Origin of the sequence: Bacillus cereus group sp. MYBK79-1, assembly GCF_051915365.1 — a bacterium.
Lineage (GTDB): Bacteria > Bacillota > Bacilli > Bacillales > Bacillaceae_G > Bacillus_A.
Window position 1 is genome coordinate 21457 of sequence record NZ_JBQAEO010000002.1, and the last position, 22311, is coordinate 43767.

The following is a 22311-nucleotide window of genomic DNA, read 5'->3' on the forward strand; positions in this document are numbered from 1 at the left end:
ACTACTCCTCACGATGATGTTTCAAGTAAGACTTCACAAGCTCTTCAATTAACTCATCACGTTCAAGCTTGCGAATGATGCTTCGTGCATCTTTATGGCGAGGTATGTATGCTGGGTCTCCACTTAATAAATAACCGACGATTTGATTAATCGGATTATAGCCTTTTTCTTGAAGTGCATCATACACAGTTAAAAGTACATCATTAACATGGACACTCTGTTTTTCATCTTGAATGCTAAACTTCATTGTTTTATCAAAACCGTCCATTTCAAGCACCTCACTTATATAGTAAGTATAGGGAGAAGAACTTCTCCTCTCCCTACCATTGTACACTACTATCTCTTTATTTTGAAACAGATTTAACGTACTCTTGTACAAATGCTAAAGCTTCCTCGACTTGCGCTGGGTTTTTACCGCCTGCTTGAGCCATATCAGGGCGGCCACCACCACCGCCGCCACAACGAGAAGCTACTTCTTTCACAAGTTTACCAGCATGGTATCCTTGGCTAATTAAATCTTTCGTTACGCCAGCTAAGATGTTTACTTTGTCATCATTTACAGACACTAATACGACAACTGCAGATTCTAATTTATTTTTCAGGTCATCCATCATCGTACGTAAGTTGTTCATATCTGCAACATTTACTTTTGCCGCTAATACGTTTACGCCATCAACTGTCATTACTGAATCAGTTAAGTTTCCAGCTTCAATATTGCTTAATTTCGCTGCAAGAGATTCGTTTTCTTTTTGAAGTTGTTTTACTTCAGCAAATAAACCATCTACTCTTGTTAAAATGTCTTTCGGATTTGTTTTCATTTTTCCTGCTGCTTCTTTTAATAAACCTACTTGGTCGTTCATTAATTCATAAGCAGACTTACCAGTTACCGCCTCAATACGACGAGTTCCTGCACCGATACCAGACTCAGCAACGATTTTGAAAATACCGATAGAAGCTGTGTTATCAACGTGACAACCGCCGCAAAGCTCTAAGCTGTAATCGCCTACTTGTACAACGCGTACAACATCACCGTATTTTTCACCGAATAATGCCATTGCGCCCATTTCTTTCGCTTCTTCAATTGCTTTTTGAGAAATCTCAACATCAATACTTTCCCAAATTTTCTCGTTTACCATACGCTCAATTTTTTCTAATTCGTCAGCTTGTACTTGACCGAAGTGAGAGAAATCAAAGCGTAAACGTTCAGAAGTTACAAGAGAACCTGCTTGGTTAACATGCGTTCCAAGTACGTCTTTTAATGCTTGGTGTAGTAAGTGAGTTGCTGTATGGTTTTTCACAACGCTACTACGGTTTTTCGTGTCGATAATAGCTTTCACAGCCGCATCTTTCGTTAATGTACCTTCTTCAACAACAACTTTGTGTAAGTTTTGACCATTTGGTGCTTTTTGTACGTCTTTTACAAGTACTTTCAAACCGTCAGCAAGAAGGTAACCACGGTCTGCAATTTGCCCACCGCTCTCAGCATAGAATGGTGTTACATCAAGCATTAATTGTCCTTCTTCGCCAGCTTGTAAGCTATCTGTGTATTCGCCGTTTTTCACAAGTGCAACAACGTTACTTTCTGTTGCAACTGTACCGTAACCAACGAACTCGCTCGCTACTTTCACTTCTCCAAGGACACCACCTTGAACTTGCATAGAATCAACGTCTTGACGAGCAGCACGTGCGCGCTCACGTTGTTTTTCCATTTCACTTTCAAAGCCTTCCTGATCAACTGTCATACCAGCTTCTTCTGCATATTCTTCTGTTAATTCAATCGGGAAACCGTATGTGTCATATAGACGGAACGCATCTACTCCAGAAATAACAGTTGTTTTTTCTTCTTTTGCTTTTGTGATAACTTCAGCTAAAATCGCTTCACCATCATGAAGTGTTTCGTGGAAACGCTCTTCTTCGTTTTTCACAACTTTTGCGATGAAATCTTTCTTTTCAAGTACTTCTGGATAGAAGTCTTTCATTACTTCTCCAACAACCGGTACTAATTCAAACATGAATGGGCGGTTGATGTTTAATTTCTTCGAATAACGAACCGCGCGGCGTAATAAACGACGTAATACATAACCACGGCCTTCGTTAGATGGAAGAGCACCGTCACCAACAGCGAATGTTACTGTACGGATATGGTCCGCGATTACTTTAAACGCCATATCTTTTTCTAAGTCACCATTGCGATACTTCTCACCAGAAATTGATTCTGTTGCGCCAATCATTGGCATGAATAAGTCTGTGTCAAAGTTTGTAGGCACATCTTGAACGATAGATGTCATACGCTCTAGACCCATCCCTGTATCGATGTTTTTCTTAGGAAGTGGTGTATATGAACCGTCTGGATTATGGTTAAATTGAGAGAATACAAGGTTCCATACTTCTAAGTAACGCTCGTTTTCTCCGCCTGGATATAATTCTGGGTCACTAAAGTCATTACCGTAAGCTTCTCCGCGGTCATAGAAAATCTCTGTATTCGGTCCACTTGGTCCTTCACCGATATCCCAGAAGTTTTCTTCTAAACGGATAATGCGCTCTTTTGGAACTCCCATTTTCTCATTCCAAATTGTGAATGCTTCTTCATCTTCTGGATGGATTGTAACTGAAAGTAATTCTTTATCGAATCCGATCCATTTGTCGCTCGTTAAGAATTCCCAAGCCCAAGTAATTGCTTCTTCTTTAAAGTAATCACCGATTGAGAAGTTCCCTAACATTTCAAAGAATGTATGGTGACGAGCTGTTTTTCCTACGTTTTCAATATCGTTTGTACGAATTGATTTTTGAGCATTTGTAATACGTGGATTTTGCGGGATTACGCGTCCATCAAAATATTTTTTTAATGTTGCTACACCACTGTTAATCCAAAGAAGAGATGGATCCTCATGTGGAACTAGTGATGCACTAGGTTCTACTGCATGTCCTTTTTCTTGGAAAAAGTCTAAAAACATTTGACGAATTTGTGCGCCTGTTAGTTGTTTCATTGTATTTTCCTCCTTAAATATAAAAAACTCCCGCCCCTATAAAAGGGACGAGAGTTAACTCGCGATACCACCCTAATTATGAATTGATTATTATACAAATCAATTCATCACCTCATGGTGCCGTAACGTGGCAAGACGGCAGTGATTAGCTGCTCTCAGGATTAGCTTTCTGTTACCCTTCATTTAAAGCTTCTTTCAGCCATATGGAAGCTTCTCTCTATAAATGGACTGTAACGTACTTGTTCCGTCATTGATTTAATGTATTATATGACTAAATATAATAGAATTCTCTTAAGTTTGTCAATGTAGATAATCATTTATATTATATCAATTGCTTATTAATCATAGCTATTCTACTATTCATTCTTAACAGCCTTTTCATATATTATGCATGTATGAATAAATTGCACTACCTCCACGCACTTTTCTGAATATTGTATTTTTGTTATAATTAAATTACCAATAACAAAGGAGCGATTGTAATGACAACCTTATTGAACAAAGCTAAAAATATGTTAACGACTGACGAAACGATATTATTTTACATAGCATGTTCCTTAAATATATTTATTTATCGTTCCCTCGCAAGACCAGGACTGTTAATTTTAACGAACAAACGCCTCTTCTTTTATGGAACAGATATAGGTAAGAATCCATTATTTGAGGAGTACTCTTTCGCAAACATTTCTAATCTAAAAGAGCGAAAACGTCTTTTCAGCAAGCAAATTATATTTATGTATGATAATGAATGGAAAAAAATAAAACATATTCAAACAAATGATGTAGGCACTCTCGTTCAACAAATAAACGAACAACTCTCAAAATAATGAAAGCCCTCTACCTTTATAAGTAGAGGGCTTTCTTATTACACATTTTCTTTTTTCCAAAGAGGCCTTACATGAACGATCACTGTACGAATGACCGCTAAAACAGGAACTGATATTAATAACCCTACAATTCCCGCCACTTCTCCCCCAACTAGTAATGCAAGCATAATAATAACAGGATGCATACGAAGTGACTTACCAACGATGTAAGGTGATAAAATGTTACTTTCTAAAAATTGTAAAATAGCAATCGTAATCCCCGCCTTAATGAGTAAACTCGTTGATACCGTTGCCGCAATCATTAATGTCGGGATCGCCCCTAAAATAGGACCGAAGTATGGGATTATATCCGTTACCCCAATAATAATGCCGAGTAATAATGGATATTTCATACCGATAAACCAAAAAGAAAGAACAGATACGCCCCCTAACACTAAGCAAACAAATAACTGTCCTCGAATATAACTTCCGAGTGACTTATCAATTTCTTTCGCAAGCATTTGCCCCGTACTACGCCACTTACTCGGGACTAGTTTCCAAAAAATATGATAGAACTCACCGTAATCTTTTAATATGTAAAATACAATGAACGGTATTAAGAAAATAATAAGCAACGAGTCCAGTACGCCACGTGCTGTGCTCATTACTTTATTTAAAAGTGATTGTATCTTCGTTTCTACCCCACCAAAAATTTGTTTGACCTTTTCATGAATAAATGACGGGAAGTTCGCTGTTTGTTCCGTAACGCCATCCATCCAAGAATCATACATTTTTGTAAACTGCGGAAATTGTTCATTAATCTCTTGTAATTGCTTAATAACAATTGGCGTTCCTTTATAAATCCCATAACCAATCCCACCAAAGAAAAGGATGTAAATAAGCAAAATAGCGAGTGTGCGTGGCATCCCTTCCTTATGAATTTTTTCAATTAAAGGATGCAATAAATACGCAATAAAACACGCAATAAGAAACGGTGTAATTGCCACTTTAAATACAAAAATAATCGGTGCCCATAGCGGCTTAATTTTTAAAAAGACAAGCAAACAAAGAAATACGAGTAACAATAACCCTAAACGATATATCCAAATGATTTTAAGATTCTTCACACGAAAAACCTCCTCCACCTTTATTTTGAAAATAAATAGGGTAGGTTATGTGCGAAAGTTTTAAAATCTTTTTATACAGACCATACTGTTTTGTAAAGACGTACATATACATAACATAATAAGGACAACCACCCCTGAGAATGCAGCATGAAACAATATAATCAGGAGGGCTCATAATGGTTTTATTTATGCTCGTATTATCAGCACTTTTTATGATTCTTGAATGGGTTTGTATCGGGTTTGGTATTTGGAAAGGTTTCTTTATTCGTTCTTCACGAAAAGAAAGGGCGAAGCAATTATTTCATTACGGAATGCTTGGCGTTGGATGTTACGGCCTATCTTATCTCTTCTCTGAAATCGGACTTTTATATTTGCATACAAGTGCATAAAAAAACTCCCTTATGATGAAGGGAGTTTTTTACGCTTATAGATAAGATTTAATCATCTTACGTGCCTTTTTCATATTGCGTTTTGAAAATACATCTTGCTTGCGAGCATATTGATATGCTGCCGCTCCAACACCTAATGCGATTAATGAATTGCGTAGATTCAAAGTAAATCCCCCTTTTCGTTATCCGATTGTTCTTTCATTCTCATCAAATAAATCATCAAGAGAGCTTAATGAACCATCTTCCTCTACTTGATGCGTATGGATTTTCCCCTTTGAAACCGATAATTCGATATAACAATTCCAGCAATAAAATTGGTTGACACCTATTTTTCCAATGTCTTTTCCTTTGCAATTTGGACAAATGAACATATGGCTTTCATCTCCTTACAGTCTCCCGGATTCTATTCGCCATTATGTCCAAACCGCATTCATTTATACATTGCTGGAGCCTTTCAACGTTATACGTTTGAAAGTTTCACTATATAATTTCACCTTGTTACATGAAATCATACGGTGAAATGTTTTCCACGTCCATTTCTTCGCCATTAACTGTTACCACCTGTACTTCTCCTTGTGATTCTTGCAAGCGACTCGCTAAAGTCGTTTGACGCATTGCATCATCAAGGCGATTTACACCAGACTGGAAAGCTGCTTCCTCCCCGCAAATAATAAGGAACTTCTTACTTCTTGTAATGCCAGTATAAATTAAATTACGACGTAACATACGATTGTAACTTTTTACTATCGGCATAATCACAATCGGAAACTCACTACCTTGCGATTTATGAATCGAACAGCAATAGGCATGTGTAATTTGATTCAAGTCTGGCTTTGTATACGTTACTTCAATTCCATCAAATGAAACGATAATCATATCTTGTTGTTCAACGTTCTCTTTCGCATAAAACACCGAAACAATTTCTCCGATATCACCATTAAACACTTGGCTCTCCGGCTGATTAACGAGTTGTAGTACTTTATCGCCTCGTCGGTATACAACATCACCGTAAGCAATTTCTTTACTCTTTTCCCTCTTCGGGTTAAACACTTCTTGCAACGCTTCGTTTAGCACATTAATACCGGCAGGGCCACGGTACATCGGGGCAAGTACTTGTACATCTCTTGCGCTAAACCCTTTTGTCTTAGCATTTGCACAAACCTTCTTAACAACCTCAACAATTTGAGATCCTGTACAGCCGATAAATGAACGATCTTTTTGATTTTGCGCTAAATCTGGCGGGAGCGTTCCATTTTTTATCGCATGGGCGAGTTGAATAACAGATGACCCTTCCGCTTGACGATAAATTTCAGTAAGCTTTACTGTTGGAACTGCACCTGCATTCAATAAATCTTTCAACACTTGCCCAGGCCCTACAGATGGCAATTGATCTTCATCACCTACAACGATAACTTGAATGTTAGTCGGCAATGATTTAAACAGCTGATTTGCAAGCCAAATATCAACCATTGAAAATTCATCAATAATGAGCAATTTCCCTTGTACCGGATCCGTTTCATTACGCTGGAAAGACCCTTCTGGCGTCCAGCCAAGTAAACGGTGAATTGTACAAGCCGGAAGCCCTGTTGATTCACTCATTCGCTTCGCTGCTCTTCCTGTTGGGGCCGTTAATAATATCGGAAATGGATTATCATCACTGTATTCATTCGGATTTAACGATAATCCGTGCAGTGATGCATACATTTCAACAATTCCTTTAATAACTGTTGTTTTCCCTGTTCCTGGTCCACCTGTCAATAACATCATCGGTTTATGAAGTGCCGTTTGAATCGCTTCTTGCTGAAACGGTGCATACTGTACGTTCAGTTGTTCTTCAATTTGACCTAACGTCTTTAACACTTCTGCTTCAGGAAATGAAGGCGTTTCTTCTTGATTCATGAGCCTGCGAATAGACTTTACAACACCTTTTTCAGAGTAGAATAACGATGCTAAATACACTCGTTCTTCTTCTATGATAACTTTCCCTTCACTTTGCATCGTTTCAACGCAAACTACAATATCTTCCTCCGTCACTCGTCCTTCTTGATTATTTAAAAGTGACATCGTTTCTCTTACAAGTTGATCTTTTCCCATATAAACATGACCAAGCTGCAATGATACATTTTCTAGCGTATAAAAACACCCCGCACGTACACGGTCGTCGTGATTACCCGATATCCCTAACGCACGTCCTATATCATCCGCTCTTCCAAACCCAATCCCGTCCACTTCTTCAATAAGCTGATATGGATTTTTACGAATCACTTCTAATGTCATCTCTTTATATTGCTGGTAAATCTTAATAGAAAGCTTCGTTCCAAAACCGTAACCATTTAAAAAACTCATTACTTTCTCTAGTCCTTGATGTTCAACAATTGTCTCATATATTTCTTGCGCTTTTTGTTTATTGACAACACCATTTAAAGCATCAGGATCATCCATAATTTTAGAAATGGCATGTTCCCCGAGATGGTCCACAATTTTTTCAGCTGTACGCTTGCCTATCCCTTTAAATAAATCACTCGCTAAATATTGCACCATACCAGCTTTTGTTTGCGGCAATTCTTTCTTAAATGTTTCAACTAAATATTGTTTCCCATACTTCGGATGGTCTTTAAAATGCCCTGTCAATGTAAACACTTCATCTTCATGCATGCGGGGAAAATGACCGTTTATCATCACTTTTTTTTCGTCGTATGTTTCATTCGTTTCAATGACTTTCATACTGACAACGGAATAGAGGTTTTCTTCGTTGTGGAAAATGGTATGAAGAACTTGCGCTTTTATAAACTTTTTCTCTTCCTCAAACAAATCCATTGCATGTTGATTTCCCATCTTTCCTCTCCTTTCCGGTTCGTTTCACTTTAATGAGCAGTACATCCCCCACCTATTTAGATGAGGGATAACTACCCATTAAACTATATTTTCATCTTATTCAGCTTCTTGCTCTAATAAACGAACACCATTACCAGCTAAAAAGTGATCTGGCTGAATTTCAGTTGCTTTCTTAAATAAAGCAAGAGCTTTCTCGTTATCTTCTTCAAATACGTACGCAACACCTAAATTATAATACGCATCTGCATGCTCTTCATCCATTTCTAATACCTTTTCAAAATAAGGTTTCGCTTCTTGAATATGTTCTAATCGTGCAAAGCAAAGTCCGCACTGGAACACAGCTTCTACATCGTTTTCATCTAATTCTGTTGCTCTTTGTAAAAACGGCAGTGCAAGACGATCATTTCCAAGTTGTACATGTGTAATACCTAACATAAATGTTACATCCGCTGATTGTAATCCCGCTTGCATCGCTTGTTCAAATACAGCCTTTGCCTCTGCAAATTGCTCTTGACCGTAATACACATTTCCTAATCCATAATAAGCAGCCGCAGATTTATCATCTAACTCTAATGCACGTTTATAAAATAAAATTGCTCTTTCACTATCACCTAGTACATCTAATAAGTTCGCAAAATTAATGTATCCAAGCGCATCTTTCGGATTTTCTTCAATTGCTTCTGTGAAATTTTTAGCAGCTTCTTCCCAGTTTCCTTCTTGCATATATTGAATACCTGTTTCAAGTTTGTTTGACATGTCCTTCACCTCTACAACAAATTATAACAAAGAATGTATTTTCCAAGCGAACGAAAAATCGCTTTATGTAAAAGAAACCTCTAACCGCGAATCGGCAGAGGCTTCTCGTTTTATCCTAAATAATCCAATTTCTTACCGCTACGGTATACTTCATCAATTGTAGCACCGCCCAAACACTCATCTCCATCATAGAAAACAACTGCTTGTCCTGGTGTAATTGCACGAATTGGCTCGTCACAAAGAATACGAACTGTATTTTCATCAACGATTTGAACCGTTACTTTATTGTCTTCTTGACGATAACGGAATTTCGCTGTGCACTTAAATTCTTTTTCTTTCGCTCCATTACTTACCCAGCCGATATTCGTAGCAATAACTTCATCACCATATAGAAGCTCGTTATGGAATCCTTGATCAACATATAAAATGTTTTCTTTCAAGTTTTTCCCAACAGCAAACCACGGATCACCGTTACCACCAATACCAAGGCCATGACGTTGTCCAATTGTATAGTACATTAAACCGTCATGTTTTCCTTTCACTTCGCCAGATAATGTTTGCATTACACCTGGTTGTGCTGGTAAATAGTTACTTAAGAAATCTTTAAAGTTACGCTCACCAATGAAGCAAATACCAGTACTATCTTTCTTCGCCGCTGTCGCTAAACCAGCTTCTTTCGCCATCTCACGAATTTGTGGTTTCTTCAGTTCACCAAGCGGGAACATTGTTTTTGATAATTGCTCTTGGCTTAATTGATTTAAGAAATACGTTTGGTCTTTATTATCATCAACGCCGCGAAGCATTTTATATTCGCCGTCCATATAAGCAACGCGTGCATAATGACCTGTTGCTACATAATCAGCACCAAGCGCAATGGCATGCTCTAAAAATGCTTTAAATTTAATTTCTTTATTGCACATTACATCTGGGTTTGGTGTACGACCAGCTCGGTATTCATCTAAAAAGTACGTAAATACTTTATCCCAGTATTGTTTTTCAAAGTTTACTGCATAATACGGAATACCAATTTGGTTACACACTTCAATTACATCATTGTAATCTTCGGTTGCTGTGCAGACACCATTCTCATCTGTATCATCCCAGTTTTTCATAAAAATTCCGATTACATCATAACCTTGCTCTTTTAATAAAAGAGCTGCTACAGATGAATCGACGCCACCGGACATCCCGATGACAACGCGTGTTTCTTGAGGTAGTTTGTTCATCATGTCACCTCCCATGCTAATTTTGTGTTAATCGCTTCACGATTTTCACTGTTTCGTACGCCGCTTTCTCAATTTGCTCTTTCGTATTTCCAAGTCCGAAACTAAAGCGTACGGATGAACGTATTTGATCGGAGTCTTTTCCGAACATCGCTACTAATACATGTGATGGATCAATCGAACCAGCTGTACACGCCGAACCACTTGACACTGCAATGCCAGCTAAGTCTAAGTTCACAAGGAACGGTTCAATGTTCATTCCTGTAAAACTGATATTAAGCACATGTGGTAAGCGATATTCTAAGTTTCCGTTTACCTCGAAAGTAATGTCTTCATTTTTGAAGACAGATACCATTATATCTTTAAAATCTTCATATTGGGCATTTTTTTGCTCACGAGTTTTTTCAGCTAGCAAAATTGCATGTTGCAAACCAACGATACTCGGTACATTTTCAGTACCAGCACGGCGTTTTCTTTCTTGCTCCCCGCCTATCAATAACGGTTCAAATTTCACATTTGCACCAGCGTATAGGAACCCGACACCTTTTGGCCCGTTAATTTTGTGAGCTGAAATTGATAATAAATCAATGCCGAACTCTTTCACATCTATTTCTACTAATCCGTAAGCTTGTACCGCATCTGTATGAAAATAAGCTTGATGCTCTTTTAGCAACTTCCCTATTTCCGCGATTGGTTGCATTGTCCCAACTTCATTATTCCCAAACATAACGGATACGAGAATCGTCTCTTCTGTTAATGCCTTTTGTATGTCAGAAACTTGAACGCATCCGGTTTTATCAACAGGTAAATATGTCACTTCAAACCCTTCGCGCTCTAACAATTCACACGTATGCAAAATTGCATGATGTTCAATTTGCGTCGTTATAATATGGTTACCTTTATGACGGTTCGCACGTGCTACACCTATAAGTGCTAAATTATCAGCTTCTGTACCACCGCTTGTAAATATAATTTCATTCGGATTCGCATGAATGCTACGTGCACACAAGCGTCTCGCCTCATCTACTGCATGGCGAGTTTGACGTCCATAAAAGTGAATACTAGACGGGTTACCAAATGCTTCTGTCATATATGGAATCATCTTTTCGACCACTTCTGGGTGAGTCGGAGATGTCGCAGCATGATCTAAGTAAATGCGTTCCATTAAATCTCCTTCTTTCCAAATCGTTTCACAAGGAATTAAATGTAAAACATATAGCCCCCGTGATTTTCTTCCTCATAACGTACTAAATCTTCTAACGTTGTACTATCTAACACTTCTTGCACCGCATCACGAACACGCATCCATAATTGACGTTGTGCTGGTTCTTCTTCTTCTATCATTTCTACAACACTAATTGGACCCTCTAATACACGGATTACATCCCCAGCTGTAATGTTAGCTGGCTGATCTGACAATACATATCCGCCATATGCCCCGCGCGTACTCTTTACTAGACGAGCGTTACGAAGTGGTGAAATTAATTGCTCTAAGTAATGTTCCGATAAATCATGTGCCTGCGCAATTGATTTTAAGGAAATTGGACCTTCACCAAACTTTTTTGCAAGATCGATCATAATTGTTAAGCCGTAACGGCCTTTCGTTGAAATCTTCATCTATTTTGCACCTCTTTTCAAATTTTCACTTCTATTGGTTATATCTTATTTATAAAAGAACACAATTTAAAATCCTATGAAATTATAGCATAATATAGTATTATAAGAAATTTCAACTTGTGTATCAAAATGATAACATAAAATCACATTGAAAAACTCGGAAATTATTACAATTGAAAGAAAAATGAAAATTTTTATATTCATTTTTCCCACAAAACAGCATCCTCTTTCAAATTCCACTAAAAAAAATGATACGATAGAAAGAGATTATACTTTAAGGGAGACGGTAAAAATGAAACAACCACTCGCACATCGAATGCGCCCTACAAATATTCAAGAAATTATCGGACAACAACATTTAGTTGGTGAAGGAAAGATTTTATGGCGAATGGTGCAAGCAAATCATTTTCAATCTATGATTTTATACGGTCCTCCAGGCACTGGAAAAACATCCATTGCGAGCGCAATTGCAGGAAGTACTGGAACCCCTTTTCGCCTATTAAACGCTGTTACTCATAATAAAAAAGATATGGAAGTTGTCGTACAAGAAGCAAAGATGCATCGACACCTCGTTTTGATTTTAGATGAAGTACACCGTCTAGATAAAGCAAAACAGGATTTTCTATTACCTCATTTAGAAAGCGGACTCCTTACCTTAATTGGTGCAACGACGAGTAATCCGTTCCATGCTATTAATTCTGCTATTCGAAGTCGTTGTCAAATCTTCGAATTACACGCATTAACAGAAGATGACCTTTTAGTTGGCTTAAAACGAGCACTTGAAGATAAAGAAAAAGGTCTTGGGGAATATGATGTAACTGTTACGCCTGAAGCATTACATCACTTTGCAAATGCATCAGGCGGAGATATGCGTTCCGCTTATAACGCACTTGAACTAGCTGTTTTATCTAGCTTTACAACAGATGACAAAGCTGCGGAAATTACGCTAGAAATTGCAGAAGAATGCTTGCAAAAAAAGAGCTTCGTTCACGACAAAGGTGGAGATGCTCATTATGACGTATTATCGGCATTTCAAAAATCGGTGCGCGGAAGTGATGTAAATGCAGCACTTCACTATTTAGCACGTCTTATTGAAGCTGGTGATTTACAAAGTATTGGTAGACGTCTTCTTATTATGGCATATGAAGATATCGGACTTGCTAGCCCGCAAGCCGGACCGCGTACACTAGCAGCTATAGAATCCGCTGAACGAGTTGGCTTCCCAGAGGCACGCATACCACTTGCAAATGCTGTTATCGAGCTTTGCCTATCACCAAAATCAAACTCAGCTTATAAAGCACTTGATGCTGCATTACACGATTTACGTAACGGTCAAACAGGCGACATTCCAAGTCATTTAAAAGATAGTCATTATAAAGGTGCAGAATCACTTGGAAGAGGCATTGGATACTTATATCCACACGACCAACCAAATGGCTGGGTACAACAACAATACTTACCTGATAAAATAAAAAACAAACAATATTATAAACCGAAAACGACAGGGAAATTTGAGCAGGCACTTTCTACTGTATATGAAAGATTACAAAGTTCGAATAAAACGAAAAATAAAGGGTAACATAAGCGAAAACTTCACCATTATGGAGGCTTCGCTTATGAAAACACGTCAAGATGCATGGACAAAAGAAGACGATCTCCTTTTAGCAGAAACTGTTTTACGACATATTCGCAGCGGCAGTACACAAATAAAAGCATTCGATGAAGTCGGCGATACATTAAACCGCACTTCAGCAGCTTGCGGATTTAGATGGAATGCTGAAGTAAGACCGAATTACGAAGATGCGGTGCAACTTGCAAAAAAACAACGTAAAGAATTAAAACGCTCTGAAGCTAAAATAGAAAAAGAGCATTTCACGAAAACGAAACAACTTGTAATCGATGCCGAGTTTTCAGAAGATATTATGCCAAACAAGCAGGATCTTACAATGCAACACGTCATCTCGTTTTTGCAAAACTTAGAGCATACCAACCCTTCACTCGCAAAGTTACAAACTGAAAATGATGTATTACAAGCTCAGCTCACGTCCTTGAAAAAGACGAATCATGAACTGGAAGCAAAATTAGCGGTACTCTCAAAAAAGCAACAAGCAATCGAAGAAGATTATGCAATGCTTGTTAGAATTATGGACCGTGCCCGAAAACTCGTTTCAGTTGAAGAACAAGAAGAACAGATTGCTCCAATTTTCAAAACAGATCAAAATGGAAATTTAGATATTATATATTCTGCAGAGAATTAAAAAGGATGTCACCTAGCCCAATTTTCCGGCTAAGTGACATCCTTTTTTTGTTTCTTCGGTTGATAGCGTATTGCTAAATGAAATTATATCGACGATTTTTCGAATATATCTATCGTAACTTACAATATATCAACGATTTTTTAATTATATCGACTATTCGACAAGGAATATCGATTTACCGACAAATACTTACAAAATAAGCAAACCTGCTATACAAAGAACTCCCTGAATCAACTGGATATTTTTTACTTAAATGTTACTATAAACATATACGATTGAAAGGAGCTGATTGCCATTTCATTAGTAGCCTTCAAAATAACACTCGGTATTCTCGTTCTAACGTTAGGCCTTTTTACCATTCATAGTTTAAAAAAGACCTCAGGTTATAAATCAGACAAATATGATCATTACTTACTAGCCTTACTTACATTTGAACTAGTAGTAATGCAAATATCCCTATTTCTTTAATACATACAAAAAGCATATATCCGAAATGGATATATGCTTTTATTTTATTCTTGCCCTACGCGTTTCACTTCTACATTTTTAATGCGTTCACGTACAACGTGACTGGCCATAATTAAGCCTGCCACAGATGGTACGAATGCGTTTGATGAAGGTGGTAATTTCGCTTTACGAATTTTTGCATTTTCGTCTGGTACGATTTCTTTACGTACTTCTTCACGAATTACGATTGGGTTTTCGTCAGAGAAGACAACTTTTACACCTTTTTTAATACCCTCTTTACGAAGCTTCGTACGAATTACTTTCGCAATTGGATCTGTATGTGTTTTAGAGATGTCTGCAATACGGAAACGAGTTGGGTCCATTTTATTTGCCGCACCCATACATGAGATAATTTTAATTTTACGACGTAAGCATTGTTTAATTAAATGAATTTTGAACGTAATCGTATCAGATGCATCTACTACGAAATCCAAGCCATGTTTGAAGAACTCTTCATATGTTTCATCAGTATAAAACATTTCTAGTCCAATTACTTCACACTCTGGATTAATGTCTGCAATACGCTCTTTCATTAATTCTACTTTTGAACGTCCTACAGTAGATACTAACGCGTGAATTTGACGGTTTACGTTTGTAATATCTACAACGTCTTTATCAACTAATACGAGACGCCCTACGCCAGAACGCGCTAACGCCTCTGCCGAAAATGATCCTACACCGCCAATTCCTAAAATACCGACTGTACTATTTTTTAATATTTCAAGTCCTTCTTTACCGAAGGCTAATTCATTACGTGAAAATTGATGTAACATTCAGCTCTACACTCCTATTACAAAAATGGTCTACCATGTATTCTAGCGTTTTTCCGACTATTTGTATAGAAAAAGTTATAGAATTCCTAAAAATACATATTTCGAGCATAAAAACATAGTGTAAACCGACTTTTATTTCTTCCCAAATACAGGTTTAAAAAGGAGGATTCAGAGGGCCGAGCAGATCGAGGCGCTGAAGCCAGGAGGAGCACAACAGTGTAGCGTTACTACTCGAGCACCGGACTGGCGAAGCAACGACGCGATGCGACTGCCATCTGAACCGGACTTTTTAAACAACCCTTTCAATATACGTTTAAAAGGAGGATTTAGAGAACCGAGCAGATCGAGGCACGTATGCTAGGAGGAGCGCAGTGTAGGAGTACTACTCGAGCACCGGACTAGCATACGTAACGATGAGATGCGACAGTTATCTAAACCGGACTTTTAAACTTCCTCTCAAAAAAAGCCTAGATGGTATTAGTATAACCATCTAGACCCTATTCTTACTTCTCTTCTTTTAAGCTTAATTTTAAGTTCAGCTCTTCAAGCTGTGCTTCTGCAACTGGGCTTGGAGCTTCTGTTAATAAGCAGCTTGCGCTTGCTGTTTTCGGGAATGCAATTGTATCACGAAGGTTCGTACGACCTGCAAGTAACATAACAAGACGGTCTAAACCTAATGCGATACCACCGTGTGGTGGAGTACCGTATTCGAACGCTTCTAGTAAGAATCCGAATTGTTCTTGTGCTTCTTCTTGTGAGAATCCAAGTGCTTTGAACATTTTTTCTTGTACGTCACGCTCGTAAATACGAAGTGATCCACCGCCAAGCTCATAACCATTTAATACAAGGTCATATGCTTGTGCACGTGCTTTTTCTGGTGCTGTTTCTAATAGCTCAACGTCTTCACGGAATGGCATTGTGAATGGGTGGTGAGCTGCGAAGTAACGATCTGCATCTTCGTCGTACTCAAGAAGTGGCCAATCCGTTACCCATAGGAAGTTAAATTTACTTTCGTCAATTAACTCAAGCTCTTTACCTAGACGTAAACGAAGTGCACCTAAGCTATCTGCAACAACGCTCTTCTTATCTGCTACGAATAGTAATAAGTCGCCAGCAGTAGCTTCTAATGTAGCCATTAACGCGTTTGCTTCTTCTTCACCGAAGAATTTCGCGATTGGTCCTTTTAGACCGTCTTCTTCCACTTTAAGCCAAGCTAGGCCTTTTGCACCGTATACTTTCACGAATTCAGTTAATGCATCGATATCTTTACGAGAGTATTTGCTCGCAGCACCTTTTGCATTAATTGCTTTTACTTGTCCGCCGCTTTCTACAGCACTTGTAAATACTTTAAAGCCACAACCTGCTGCAAATTCAGATAGGTCTGTTAGTTCCATTTCAAAGCGTGTATCCGGCTTATCAGAACCGTAACGAGCCATTGCATCAGCATATTTCATACGAGGGAATGGTGCACTCACTTCTACACCTTTTGCATCCTTCATAACTTTCGTCATCATGCGCTCCATCATATCTAAAATTTCATCTTGTGTTAAGAATGAAGCTTCGATATCGATTTGCGTGAATTCTGGTTGACGGTCTGCACGTAAATCTTCATCACGGAAACAACGTGCTACTTGATAGTAACGCTCAAATCCACCGACCATAAGAAGCTGTTTAAATAATTGTGGAGACTGTGGTAATGCATAGAATTCACCATCATGTACACGACTTGGTACTAAATAGTCACGAGCTCCTTCTGGTGTACTCTTCGTTAAAATTGGCGTTTCCACTTCTAAGAACTCTTCTGTGTCTAAGAAGTTACGAATTGTTTTCGTTACGTCGTGACGCATTTTGAATGTGTTAAACATTGCAGGACGACGTAAGTCTAAATAACGATATTTTAAACGCACATCTTCTGATGCATCTGTATCATCAGCAATAATGATTGGCGTTGTTTTTGCTGCATTTAATACGTTTACTTTCGTTGCTTGTACTTCAATACGACCAGTTGCCATATTGTCATTAATTGCGCCTTCACCACGCTCAACAACTGTACCTTCTACGTGCAATACGTATTCACTACGAATAGTTTCTGCTATTTCTAACGCTTCTTTTGATGTTTCTGGGTTAAATACAACTTGCACGATACCTGTACGGTCACGTAAGTCGATAAAGATTAATCCACCTAAATCACGGCGTTTTTGTACCCAACCTTTTAATTGAACTGTTTGCCCAACTGCTTCTACTGTTACTTTTCCACATGCATGTGTTCTTTCAGCCACTGTAAGTTCCCCCTATATTAATTTCTCTGCTACGTATGAAGCAAATACATCTAATGCTACTTCTTCTTGTTCGCCTGTTGTCATATCTTTTAAGTTAATGATGCCTTTATCTAGCTCATCTTCCCCTAATACAGCTACAAATTTCGCTTTTAGACGATCTGCTGATTTAAATTGTGCTTTCATTTTGCGATCTAAATAATCTTTTTCAACTGATAATCCAGCTTTACGAAGATCAAACGCAACTTTCGCAGCATGGTCTTTCGCTTTTTCACCAAGCGCTACAACATAACAATCGATACTATGTTCAATTGGTAATTCGATGTTTTCAGCTTTTAGCGCCATAATTAAACGTTCAATACTCATCGCAAAACCGATACCTGGCATTTCTGGTCCACCGATTTCTTGTACAAGTCCGTTATAACGTCCACCACCGCTTAATGTAGTGATAGCACCGAATCCTTCTGCCTCACTCATAATTTCAAAAACAGTATGTTGGTAGTAGTCTAAACCACGTACTAAGTTCGGATCTTTTTCAAATGGAACATCCATCATCGTTAATAATTCTTGAACTTTGTCGTAGTATACTGCTGAATCTTCGTTTAAGTATTCTGTAATAGATGGTGCTGTTCCCATTAATTCATGGTTACGGTCCTTCTTACAATCTAAAATACGAAGAGGGTTCTTTTCTAAACGAGATTGACAGTCCGAACAGAACTCACCGATACGTGGCTCGAAGTGTGCGATTAACGCATCACGGTGTGCTTGACGGCTCGCTGCATCACCTAAGCTGTTTAATACAACTTTAATATTTTTCAAGCCCATGCCGCGGTAAAACTCTACAGCAAGTGCAATTACTTCTGCATCAATTGCAGGATCGTTACTACCGATTGCTTCAATACCGAATTGTACGAATTGACGATAGCGACCTGCTTGCGGTCTTTCATAACGGAACATTTGACCGATATAGTATAATTTCGTTGGTTGTGTTGCATCACCGAACATTTTGTTTTCAACGTAAGAACGTACAACAGGTGCAGTACCTTCTGGACGTAATGTTAAACTGCGCTCTCCACGATCTTGGAATGAGTACATTTCTTTTTGTACGATATCTGTCGTATCACCAACACCACGTAAAAATAGCTCAGTGTGTTCAAAAATTGGTGTACGAATTTCTTTATAATTGTAGCGACGGCAAATTTCGCGTGCTTGCCCTTCGATATACTGCCATAACTCAACAGTGCCTGGAAGAATATCTTGCGTTCCGCGTGGGATTTGAATAGACATATTCAGTTCCTCCTCAAATTGTTTTAATCTTAATAAAAATAAAAAAACTCCCGCCCCTACTGTTTGAACAGTAGGGACGAGAGTATTATACCCGTGGTGCCACCCTAATTGAAGCACGTATGCTTCCACTTTTTTAATAACGCTTAAATGTGCGTTCATCCCTACTAAGCATATATGCCGTTCAAGTTGAAACCTCTAGAGTGTCATTCAATTAGTCATCATGTAGAAATGTTTTCAGCCTAAGACATTTCTTCTCTTTCCATGTGTGTCTCATTTACTCTTCTCTATCAACGGTTATATTCATATGTAAATATAAAATTACTATACGTTTGTTGAGTAGGATTGTCAAGTGCTCTAAGAGCGTTCAATTTGCTTCTTTAGACGCTTTACATCTTGAAGAGAAATTCCAAACTCAGAAGCAAGCTCCATTGAAGTATTGTTTTGCTCTTTCGAAATAAAATCATGAAAACTCACGTTAAACAGTTGATTTGCACCATTTGTAACAGAGTGCCCTTTTTCATTCATACGCATACGTATATCCCTCACATTCAATATGGATGTTTTACTTTTTATTGTTCCATATTGATCAGATAGTTATACATAAACAAAAAAGCTATTAACGCCAAAGAAAGTGAACCTTTAATCCACAGGGGATTGTCCACAAATAGCGGGATAAATGAACAAAACATACAACAATATATAAAAAAGAGAGGATGATATCATCCCCTCTTTTTAAGTAACACTATTTACTATCCACAATTAAGGTCACCGGACCATCATTGATTAAAGAAACATCCATCATTGCTCCGAACGTCCCTGTTTCTACATGCAATCCTTGCTTACGAACTTCCTCATTAAAGAAATCATATAAACGTTCTGCATAGTCAGGTTTGGCAGCATCCATAAAGTTTGGACGTCTTCCCTTGCGGCAATCCCCATATAATGTGAATTGCGAAATTGATAGAACTTGTCCTTCTACATCAAGTACAGAATGGTTCATCTTTCCGCTCTCATCTTCAAAAATACGTAAGTTCGCAATTTTTTCTGCAATGTAGGTTGCATCTTTTTCTGTATCTTCATGCGTAATGCCGACTAGTAATGTTAAACCGAACGGAATTTGTCCTACGATCTCACCGTCTACTGTGACAGACGCTTCTTTTGATCGTTGTAAAACAACTCTCATCTTTTCTACACTCCCTATTAATGCATCATGCGTCGTACTGCATAAATTTCTGGAACGCGTTTAATGCGCTCAACTACTTTTTTCAAGTGCTGTAAGTTACGAATAGAGATTGACATATTAATTGTCGCCATCTTATTACGGTCACTTCTACCAGAAACTGCCGAAATGTACGTTTTCGTCTCTGTAACAGCTTGCAGCACTTCATTTAATAAACCACGGCGATCGTAACCTGAAATTTCAATATCAACGTTATACTCAATTTCTTTTTCAGGGCTACCTTCCCACTCTACTTCTAACAAACGTTCTACAGCTTCTTCTGTATGAACATTTACACAATCACGACGGTGAATCGATACGCCTCGGCCTTTCGTAATATAACCAACGATATCATCACCTGGTACTGGGTTACAGCATTTTGATAAGCGAATTAGTAAATTATCCGCACCACTTACTTTAACGCCAGAATCCCATTTTCGAATTTTCATCGGTTTACGAACTTCTTTAACTTCAACAATCTCTTCTTCTTCACGTTGCTTACGGAACTTGTCCGTTAGTCGCGTAACAATTTGTGATGCAGTGATGCCATTATATCCAACTGCTGCAAACATATCTTCTTCATTTGCAAAGTTGAATTTTTCAGCAACACGTTTTAAATTGTCAGGAGCTAACACTTCTTTCATCTCATACTCTAGGCTACGCACTTCTTTCTCAACAAGTTCACGGCCTTTTTCAATATTTTCATCTCTACGTTGCTTCTTAAAGAATTGACGTATTTTATTTTTTGCATGAGATGTTTGAGCAAGTTTCACCCAATCTTGACTTGGTCCATACGAATGTTTCGATGTTAAAATTTCAATGATGTCACCAGTTTTTAATTTATAATCAAGCGTCACCATTTTGCCGTTTACTTTTGCACCAATTGTTTTATTTCCAATCTCTGAATGCACGCGATACGAAAAGTCAATCGGAACAGATCCAAGTGGCAATTCCATTACGTCGCCTTTCGGTGTAAAGACGAATACCATGTCAGAGAATAAATCAATTTTTAATGACTCCATAAACTCTTCTGCATTAGAAGCTTCATTTTGCCATTCTAATATTTGACGGAACCATGTAAGTTTCTTCTCTAATGTACCTGTTGTTTCTGCTGTTTTTCCTTCTTTATACGCCCAGTGCGCCGCGATCCCAAATTCTGCAATCTCATGCATTTCTGTCGTACGAATTTGCACTTCAAGCGGATCGCCTTTCGGTCCAATTACAGTCGTATGAAGAGATTGATATAGATTTGCTTTCGGCATCGCAATATAATCTTTAAAACGACCTGGCATCGGCTTCCAGCACGTATGAATAATTCCAAGTACTGCATAACAATCTTTAATACTATTTACAACGACACGTACAGCTAATAAATCGTAAATTTCATTGAACTGTTTATTTTGCAGTGCCATTTTACGATAAATACTGTAAATATGCTTTGGTCTTCCAGAAATCTCAGGTTGAATTGCAACTTCTTTTAATTTCTCACGAATACCAGTCATTACTTCGTCTAAATATTCTTCACGCTCTGCACGTTTACGCTTCATTAAATTTACAATACGATAGTATTGCTGTGGATTTAAATAGCGAAGTGACGTATCCTCTAGCTCCCATTTAATAGTACTAATTCCGAGTCTATGTGCTAAAGGTGCAAAGATTTCTAACGTTTCATTCGCAATGCGACGCTGCTTCTCTTGAGGCAAATGTTTCAATGTACGCATGTTATGAAGACGGTCAGCTAGTTTAATTAAAATAACTCGAATATCTTGAGCCATTGCAATAAACATTTTGCGATGGTTTTCTGCTTGTTGCTGCTCATGAGATTTATATTTAATCTTTCCGAGCTTTGTCACACCGTCGACAAGCATAGCAATTTCTTTATTAAATTCCCGTTCAATATCTTCTAATGTAATTTCTGTGTCTTCCACTACATCATGTAAGAAACCTGCTGATACTGTAGCTGGATCCATGTGTAAATCAACTAAAATACCTGCAACTTGAATTGGATGAATAATGTACGGTTCACCCGATTTTCTGTATTGTTCGCTATGCGCATCACGTGCATATTCATAGGCACGTGCCACTAGCTCAATATCTTCATCTGCTAAATATTGACTTGCTTTCTCGAGTACCTGTTCAGCTGTTAGTACCTGCTCATTTGCCATCGAATCACCTTTTATTGAAAATTGACTTTATCTTAATTAAGTAGAATAAATTATATTCTATCATTATAACCTAATGATTGTGAATT

Annotated in this window: 20 protein-coding genes and 2 other annotated features; of the genes, 4 read left to right on the forward strand and 16 right to left on the reverse strand. The window is 38.0% G+C overall.

The genetic code is table 11. The features are described 5' to 3' along the window. Position 1: 1 nt before the first annotated feature. Both ACTFOB_RS04840 and alaS read right to left on the reverse strand, forming a co-directional pair. Complete coding sequence (locus tag ACTFOB_RS04840; protein ID WP_000348590.1) at positions 2-268, reverse strand: IreB family regulatory phosphoprotein; 267 nt, start codon at positions 266-268, stop codon at positions 2-4. A gap of 76 nt (positions 269-344) precedes the next feature. Then, positions 345-2987 carry an alanine--tRNA ligase gene (alaS, locus tag ACTFOB_RS04845; protein WP_440024826.1) on the reverse strand — a complete coding sequence of 881 codons (2643 nt, stop codon included), beginning with the start codon at positions 2985-2987 and terminating at the stop codon, positions 345-347. Between the two features lie 40 nt (positions 2988-3027). Then, positions 3028-3247: a binding site (T-box leader), on the reverse strand. A gap of 222 nt (positions 3248-3469) precedes the next feature. Between alaS and ACTFOB_RS04850 the strand changes: the two genes are divergently transcribed. After that, entirely contained in the window at positions 3470-3814 is a 345-nt protein-coding gene (locus ACTFOB_RS04850; protein WP_440024828.1) for a PH domain-containing protein, read from the forward strand. Positions 3815-3852: 38 nt separating this feature from the next. Here the strand turns inward: ACTFOB_RS04850 and ACTFOB_RS04855 are convergent, their stop codons facing one another. Beyond that, entirely contained in the window at positions 3853-4920 is a 1068-nt protein-coding gene (locus tag ACTFOB_RS04855) for an AI-2E family transporter (RefSeq protein ID WP_000793122.1), read from the reverse strand. 176 nt (positions 4921-5096) lie between these two features. Between ACTFOB_RS04855 and ACTFOB_RS04860 the strand changes: the two genes are divergently transcribed. After that, positions 5097-5309 carry a hypothetical protein gene (locus ACTFOB_RS04860; RefSeq protein ID WP_000242555.1) on the forward strand — a complete coding sequence of 71 codons (213 nt, stop codon included), beginning with the start codon at positions 5097-5099 and terminating at the stop codon, positions 5307-5309. A gap of 35 nt (positions 5310-5344) precedes the next feature. Here ACTFOB_RS04860 and ACTFOB_RS04865 read toward each other — a convergent pair whose 3' ends face one another. From ACTFOB_RS04865 to cymR, 7 genes are all read right to left on the reverse strand, one after another. After that, on the reverse strand, positions 5345-5473 hold the full coding sequence (locus ACTFOB_RS04865; RefSeq protein ID WP_001053553.1) for a YrzQ family protein: 129 nt from the start codon (positions 5471-5473) through the stop codon (positions 5345-5347). Positions 5474-5491: 18 nt separating this feature from the next. After that, entirely contained in the window at positions 5492-5680 is a 189-nt protein-coding gene (locus tag ACTFOB_RS04870; RefSeq protein WP_000469281.1) for a hypothetical protein, read from the reverse strand. A gap of 127 nt (positions 5681-5807) precedes the next feature. Further along, entirely contained in the window at positions 5808-8144 is a 2337-nt protein-coding gene (gene recD2, locus ACTFOB_RS04875) for an SF1B family DNA helicase RecD2 (RefSeq protein WP_440024829.1), read from the reverse strand. A gap of 96 nt (positions 8145-8240) precedes the next feature. Beyond that, positions 8241-8900 (reverse strand): tetratricopeptide repeat protein, encoded by a 660-nt coding sequence (locus ACTFOB_RS04880; RefSeq protein WP_440024830.1) that lies wholly within the window; start codon positions 8898-8900, stop codon positions 8241-8243. 110 nt (positions 8901-9010) lie between these two features. Then, positions 9011-10126, reverse strand: a complete 1116-nt coding sequence (gene mnmA / locus ACTFOB_RS04885) for a tRNA 2-thiouridine(34) synthase MnmA (RefSeq protein ID WP_098903523.1) — start codon at positions 10124-10126, stop codon at positions 9011-9013. Between the two features lie 16 nt (positions 10127-10142). After that, a complete protein-coding gene (locus ACTFOB_RS04890) occupies positions 10143-11288 on the reverse strand; it encodes a cysteine desulfurase family protein (protein WP_151633589.1) in 1146 nt (381 codons plus the stop codon). Positions 11289-11323: 35 nt separating this feature from the next. Further along, positions 11324-11740, reverse strand: coding sequence for a cysteine metabolism transcriptional regulator CymR (gene cymR / locus ACTFOB_RS04895; protein WP_000704116.1), 417 nt, complete (start codon positions 11738-11740; stop codon positions 11324-11326). 292 nt (positions 11741-12032) lie between these two features. Here cymR and ACTFOB_RS04900 point away from each other — a divergent pair, with 292 nt between their 5' ends. Continuing rightward, positions 12033-13319: a replication-associated recombination protein A gene (locus ACTFOB_RS04900; RefSeq protein WP_151633587.1), complete on the forward strand. Its 1287-nt coding sequence runs from the start codon at positions 12033-12035 to the stop codon at positions 13317-13319. A gap of 37 nt (positions 13320-13356) precedes the next feature. Continuing rightward, entirely contained in the window at positions 13357-13998 is a 642-nt protein-coding gene (locus ACTFOB_RS04905) for an RsfA family transcriptional regulator (protein WP_440024833.1), read from the forward strand. A gap of 512 nt (positions 13999-14510) precedes the next feature. Here the strand turns inward: ACTFOB_RS04905 and ACTFOB_RS04910 are convergent. The 6 genes from ACTFOB_RS04910 to relA all read right to left on the reverse strand — a co-directional run bounded on the left by ACTFOB_RS04910 (position 14511) and on the right by relA (position 22225). Next, entirely contained in the window at positions 14511-15278 is a 768-nt protein-coding gene (locus ACTFOB_RS04910; protein WP_000903182.1) for a tRNA threonylcarbamoyladenosine dehydratase, read from the reverse strand. A 503-nt stretch (positions 15279-15781) separates the two neighbouring features. Continuing rightward, on the reverse strand, positions 15782-17557 hold the full coding sequence (gene aspS / locus ACTFOB_RS04915; RefSeq protein ID WP_440024835.1) for an aspartate--tRNA ligase: 1776 nt from the start codon (positions 17555-17557) through the stop codon (positions 15782-15784). Positions 17558-17569: 12 nt separating this feature from the next. Next, positions 17570-18841: a histidine--tRNA ligase gene (gene hisS / locus ACTFOB_RS04920; protein WP_097818417.1), complete on the reverse strand. Its 1272-nt coding sequence runs from the start codon at positions 18839-18841 to the stop codon at positions 17570-17572. A gap of 69 nt (positions 18842-18910) precedes the next feature. Beyond that, positions 18911-19141, reverse strand: a binding site (T-box leader). Between the two features lie 54 nt (positions 19142-19195). Continuing rightward, the gene (locus ACTFOB_RS04925; RefSeq protein WP_048531368.1) at positions 19196-19372 is read right to left on the reverse strand and encodes a hypothetical protein; all 177 of its coding nucleotides are present in this window, start codon (positions 19370-19372) and stop codon (positions 19196-19198) included. Positions 19373-19583: 211 nt separating this feature from the next. Further along, positions 19584-20024, reverse strand: a complete 441-nt coding sequence (locus ACTFOB_RS04930; protein WP_001266958.1) for a D-tyrosyl-tRNA(Tyr) deacylase — start codon at positions 20022-20024, stop codon at positions 19584-19586. A gap of 17 nt (positions 20025-20041) precedes the next feature. After that, positions 20042-22225 carry a GTP diphosphokinase gene (relA, locus tag ACTFOB_RS04935; protein ID WP_440024836.1) on the reverse strand — a complete coding sequence of 728 codons (2184 nt, stop codon included), beginning with the start codon at positions 22223-22225 and terminating at the stop codon, positions 20042-20044. Positions 22226-22311: the final 86 nt, after the last annotated feature.

What these genes read in the sequence shown, in the direction of transcription:
- ACTFOB_RS04880 (WP_440024830.1), bottom strand. Translation starts at nt 8,900, where the DNA reads ATGTCAAACAAACTTGAAACAGGTATTCAATATATGCAAGAAGGAAAC.
- ACTFOB_RS04905 (WP_440024833.1), top strand. Translation starts at nt 13,357, where the DNA reads ATGAAAACACGTCAAGATGCATGGACAAAAGAAGACGATCTCCTTTTA.
- ACTFOB_RS04870 (WP_000469281.1), bottom strand. Translation starts at nt 5,680, where the DNA reads ATGTTCATTTGTCCAAATTGCAAAGGAAAAGACATTGGAAAAATAGGT.
- cymR (WP_000704116.1), bottom strand. Translation starts at nt 11,740, where the DNA reads ATGAAGATTTCAACGAAAGGCCGTTACGGCTTAACAATTATGATCGAT.
- ACTFOB_RS04860 (WP_000242555.1), top strand. Translation starts at nt 5,097, where the DNA reads ATGGTTTTATTTATGCTCGTATTATCAGCACTTTTTATGATTCTTGAA.
- hisS (WP_097818417.1), bottom strand. Translation starts at nt 18,841, where the DNA reads ATGTCTATTCAAATCCCACGCGGAACGCAAGATATTCTTCCAGGCACT.
- relA (WP_440024836.1), bottom strand. Translation starts at nt 22,225, where the DNA reads ATGGCAAATGAGCAGGTACTAACAGCTGAACAGGTACTCGAGAAAGCA.
- ACTFOB_RS04925 (WP_048531368.1), bottom strand. Translation starts at nt 19,372, where the DNA reads ATGCGTATGAATGAAAAAGGGCACTCTGTTACAAATGGTGCAAATCAA.
- ACTFOB_RS04840 (WP_000348590.1), bottom strand. Translation starts at nt 268, where the DNA reads ATGGACGGTTTTGATAAAACAATGAAGTTTAGCATTCAAGATGAAAAA.
- ACTFOB_RS04910 (WP_000903182.1), bottom strand. Translation starts at nt 15,278, where the DNA reads ATGTTACATCAATTTTCACGTAATGAATTAGCCTTCGGTAAAGAAGGA.
- ACTFOB_RS04900 (WP_151633587.1), top strand. Translation starts at nt 12,033, where the DNA reads ATGAAACAACCACTCGCACATCGAATGCGCCCTACAAATATTCAAGAA.
- recD2 (WP_440024829.1), bottom strand. Translation starts at nt 8,144, where the DNA reads ATGGGAAATCAACATGCAATGGATTTGTTTGAGGAAGAGAAAAAGTTT.
- ACTFOB_RS04890 (WP_151633589.1), bottom strand. Translation starts at nt 11,288, where the DNA reads ATGGAACGCATTTACTTAGATCATGCTGCGACATCTCCGACTCACCCA.
- ACTFOB_RS04850 (WP_440024828.1), top strand. Translation starts at nt 3,470, where the DNA reads ATGACAACCTTATTGAACAAAGCTAAAAATATGTTAACGACTGACGAA.
- ACTFOB_RS04930 (WP_001266958.1), bottom strand. Translation starts at nt 20,024, where the DNA reads ATGAGAGTTGTTTTACAACGATCAAAAGAAGCGTCTGTCACAGTAGAC.
- mnmA (WP_098903523.1), bottom strand. Translation starts at nt 10,126, where the DNA reads ATGAACAAACTACCTCAAGAAACACGCGTTGTCATCGGGATGTCCGGT.
- alaS (WP_440024826.1), bottom strand. Translation starts at nt 2,987, where the DNA reads ATGAAACAACTAACAGGCGCACAAATTCGTCAAATGTTTTTAGACTTT.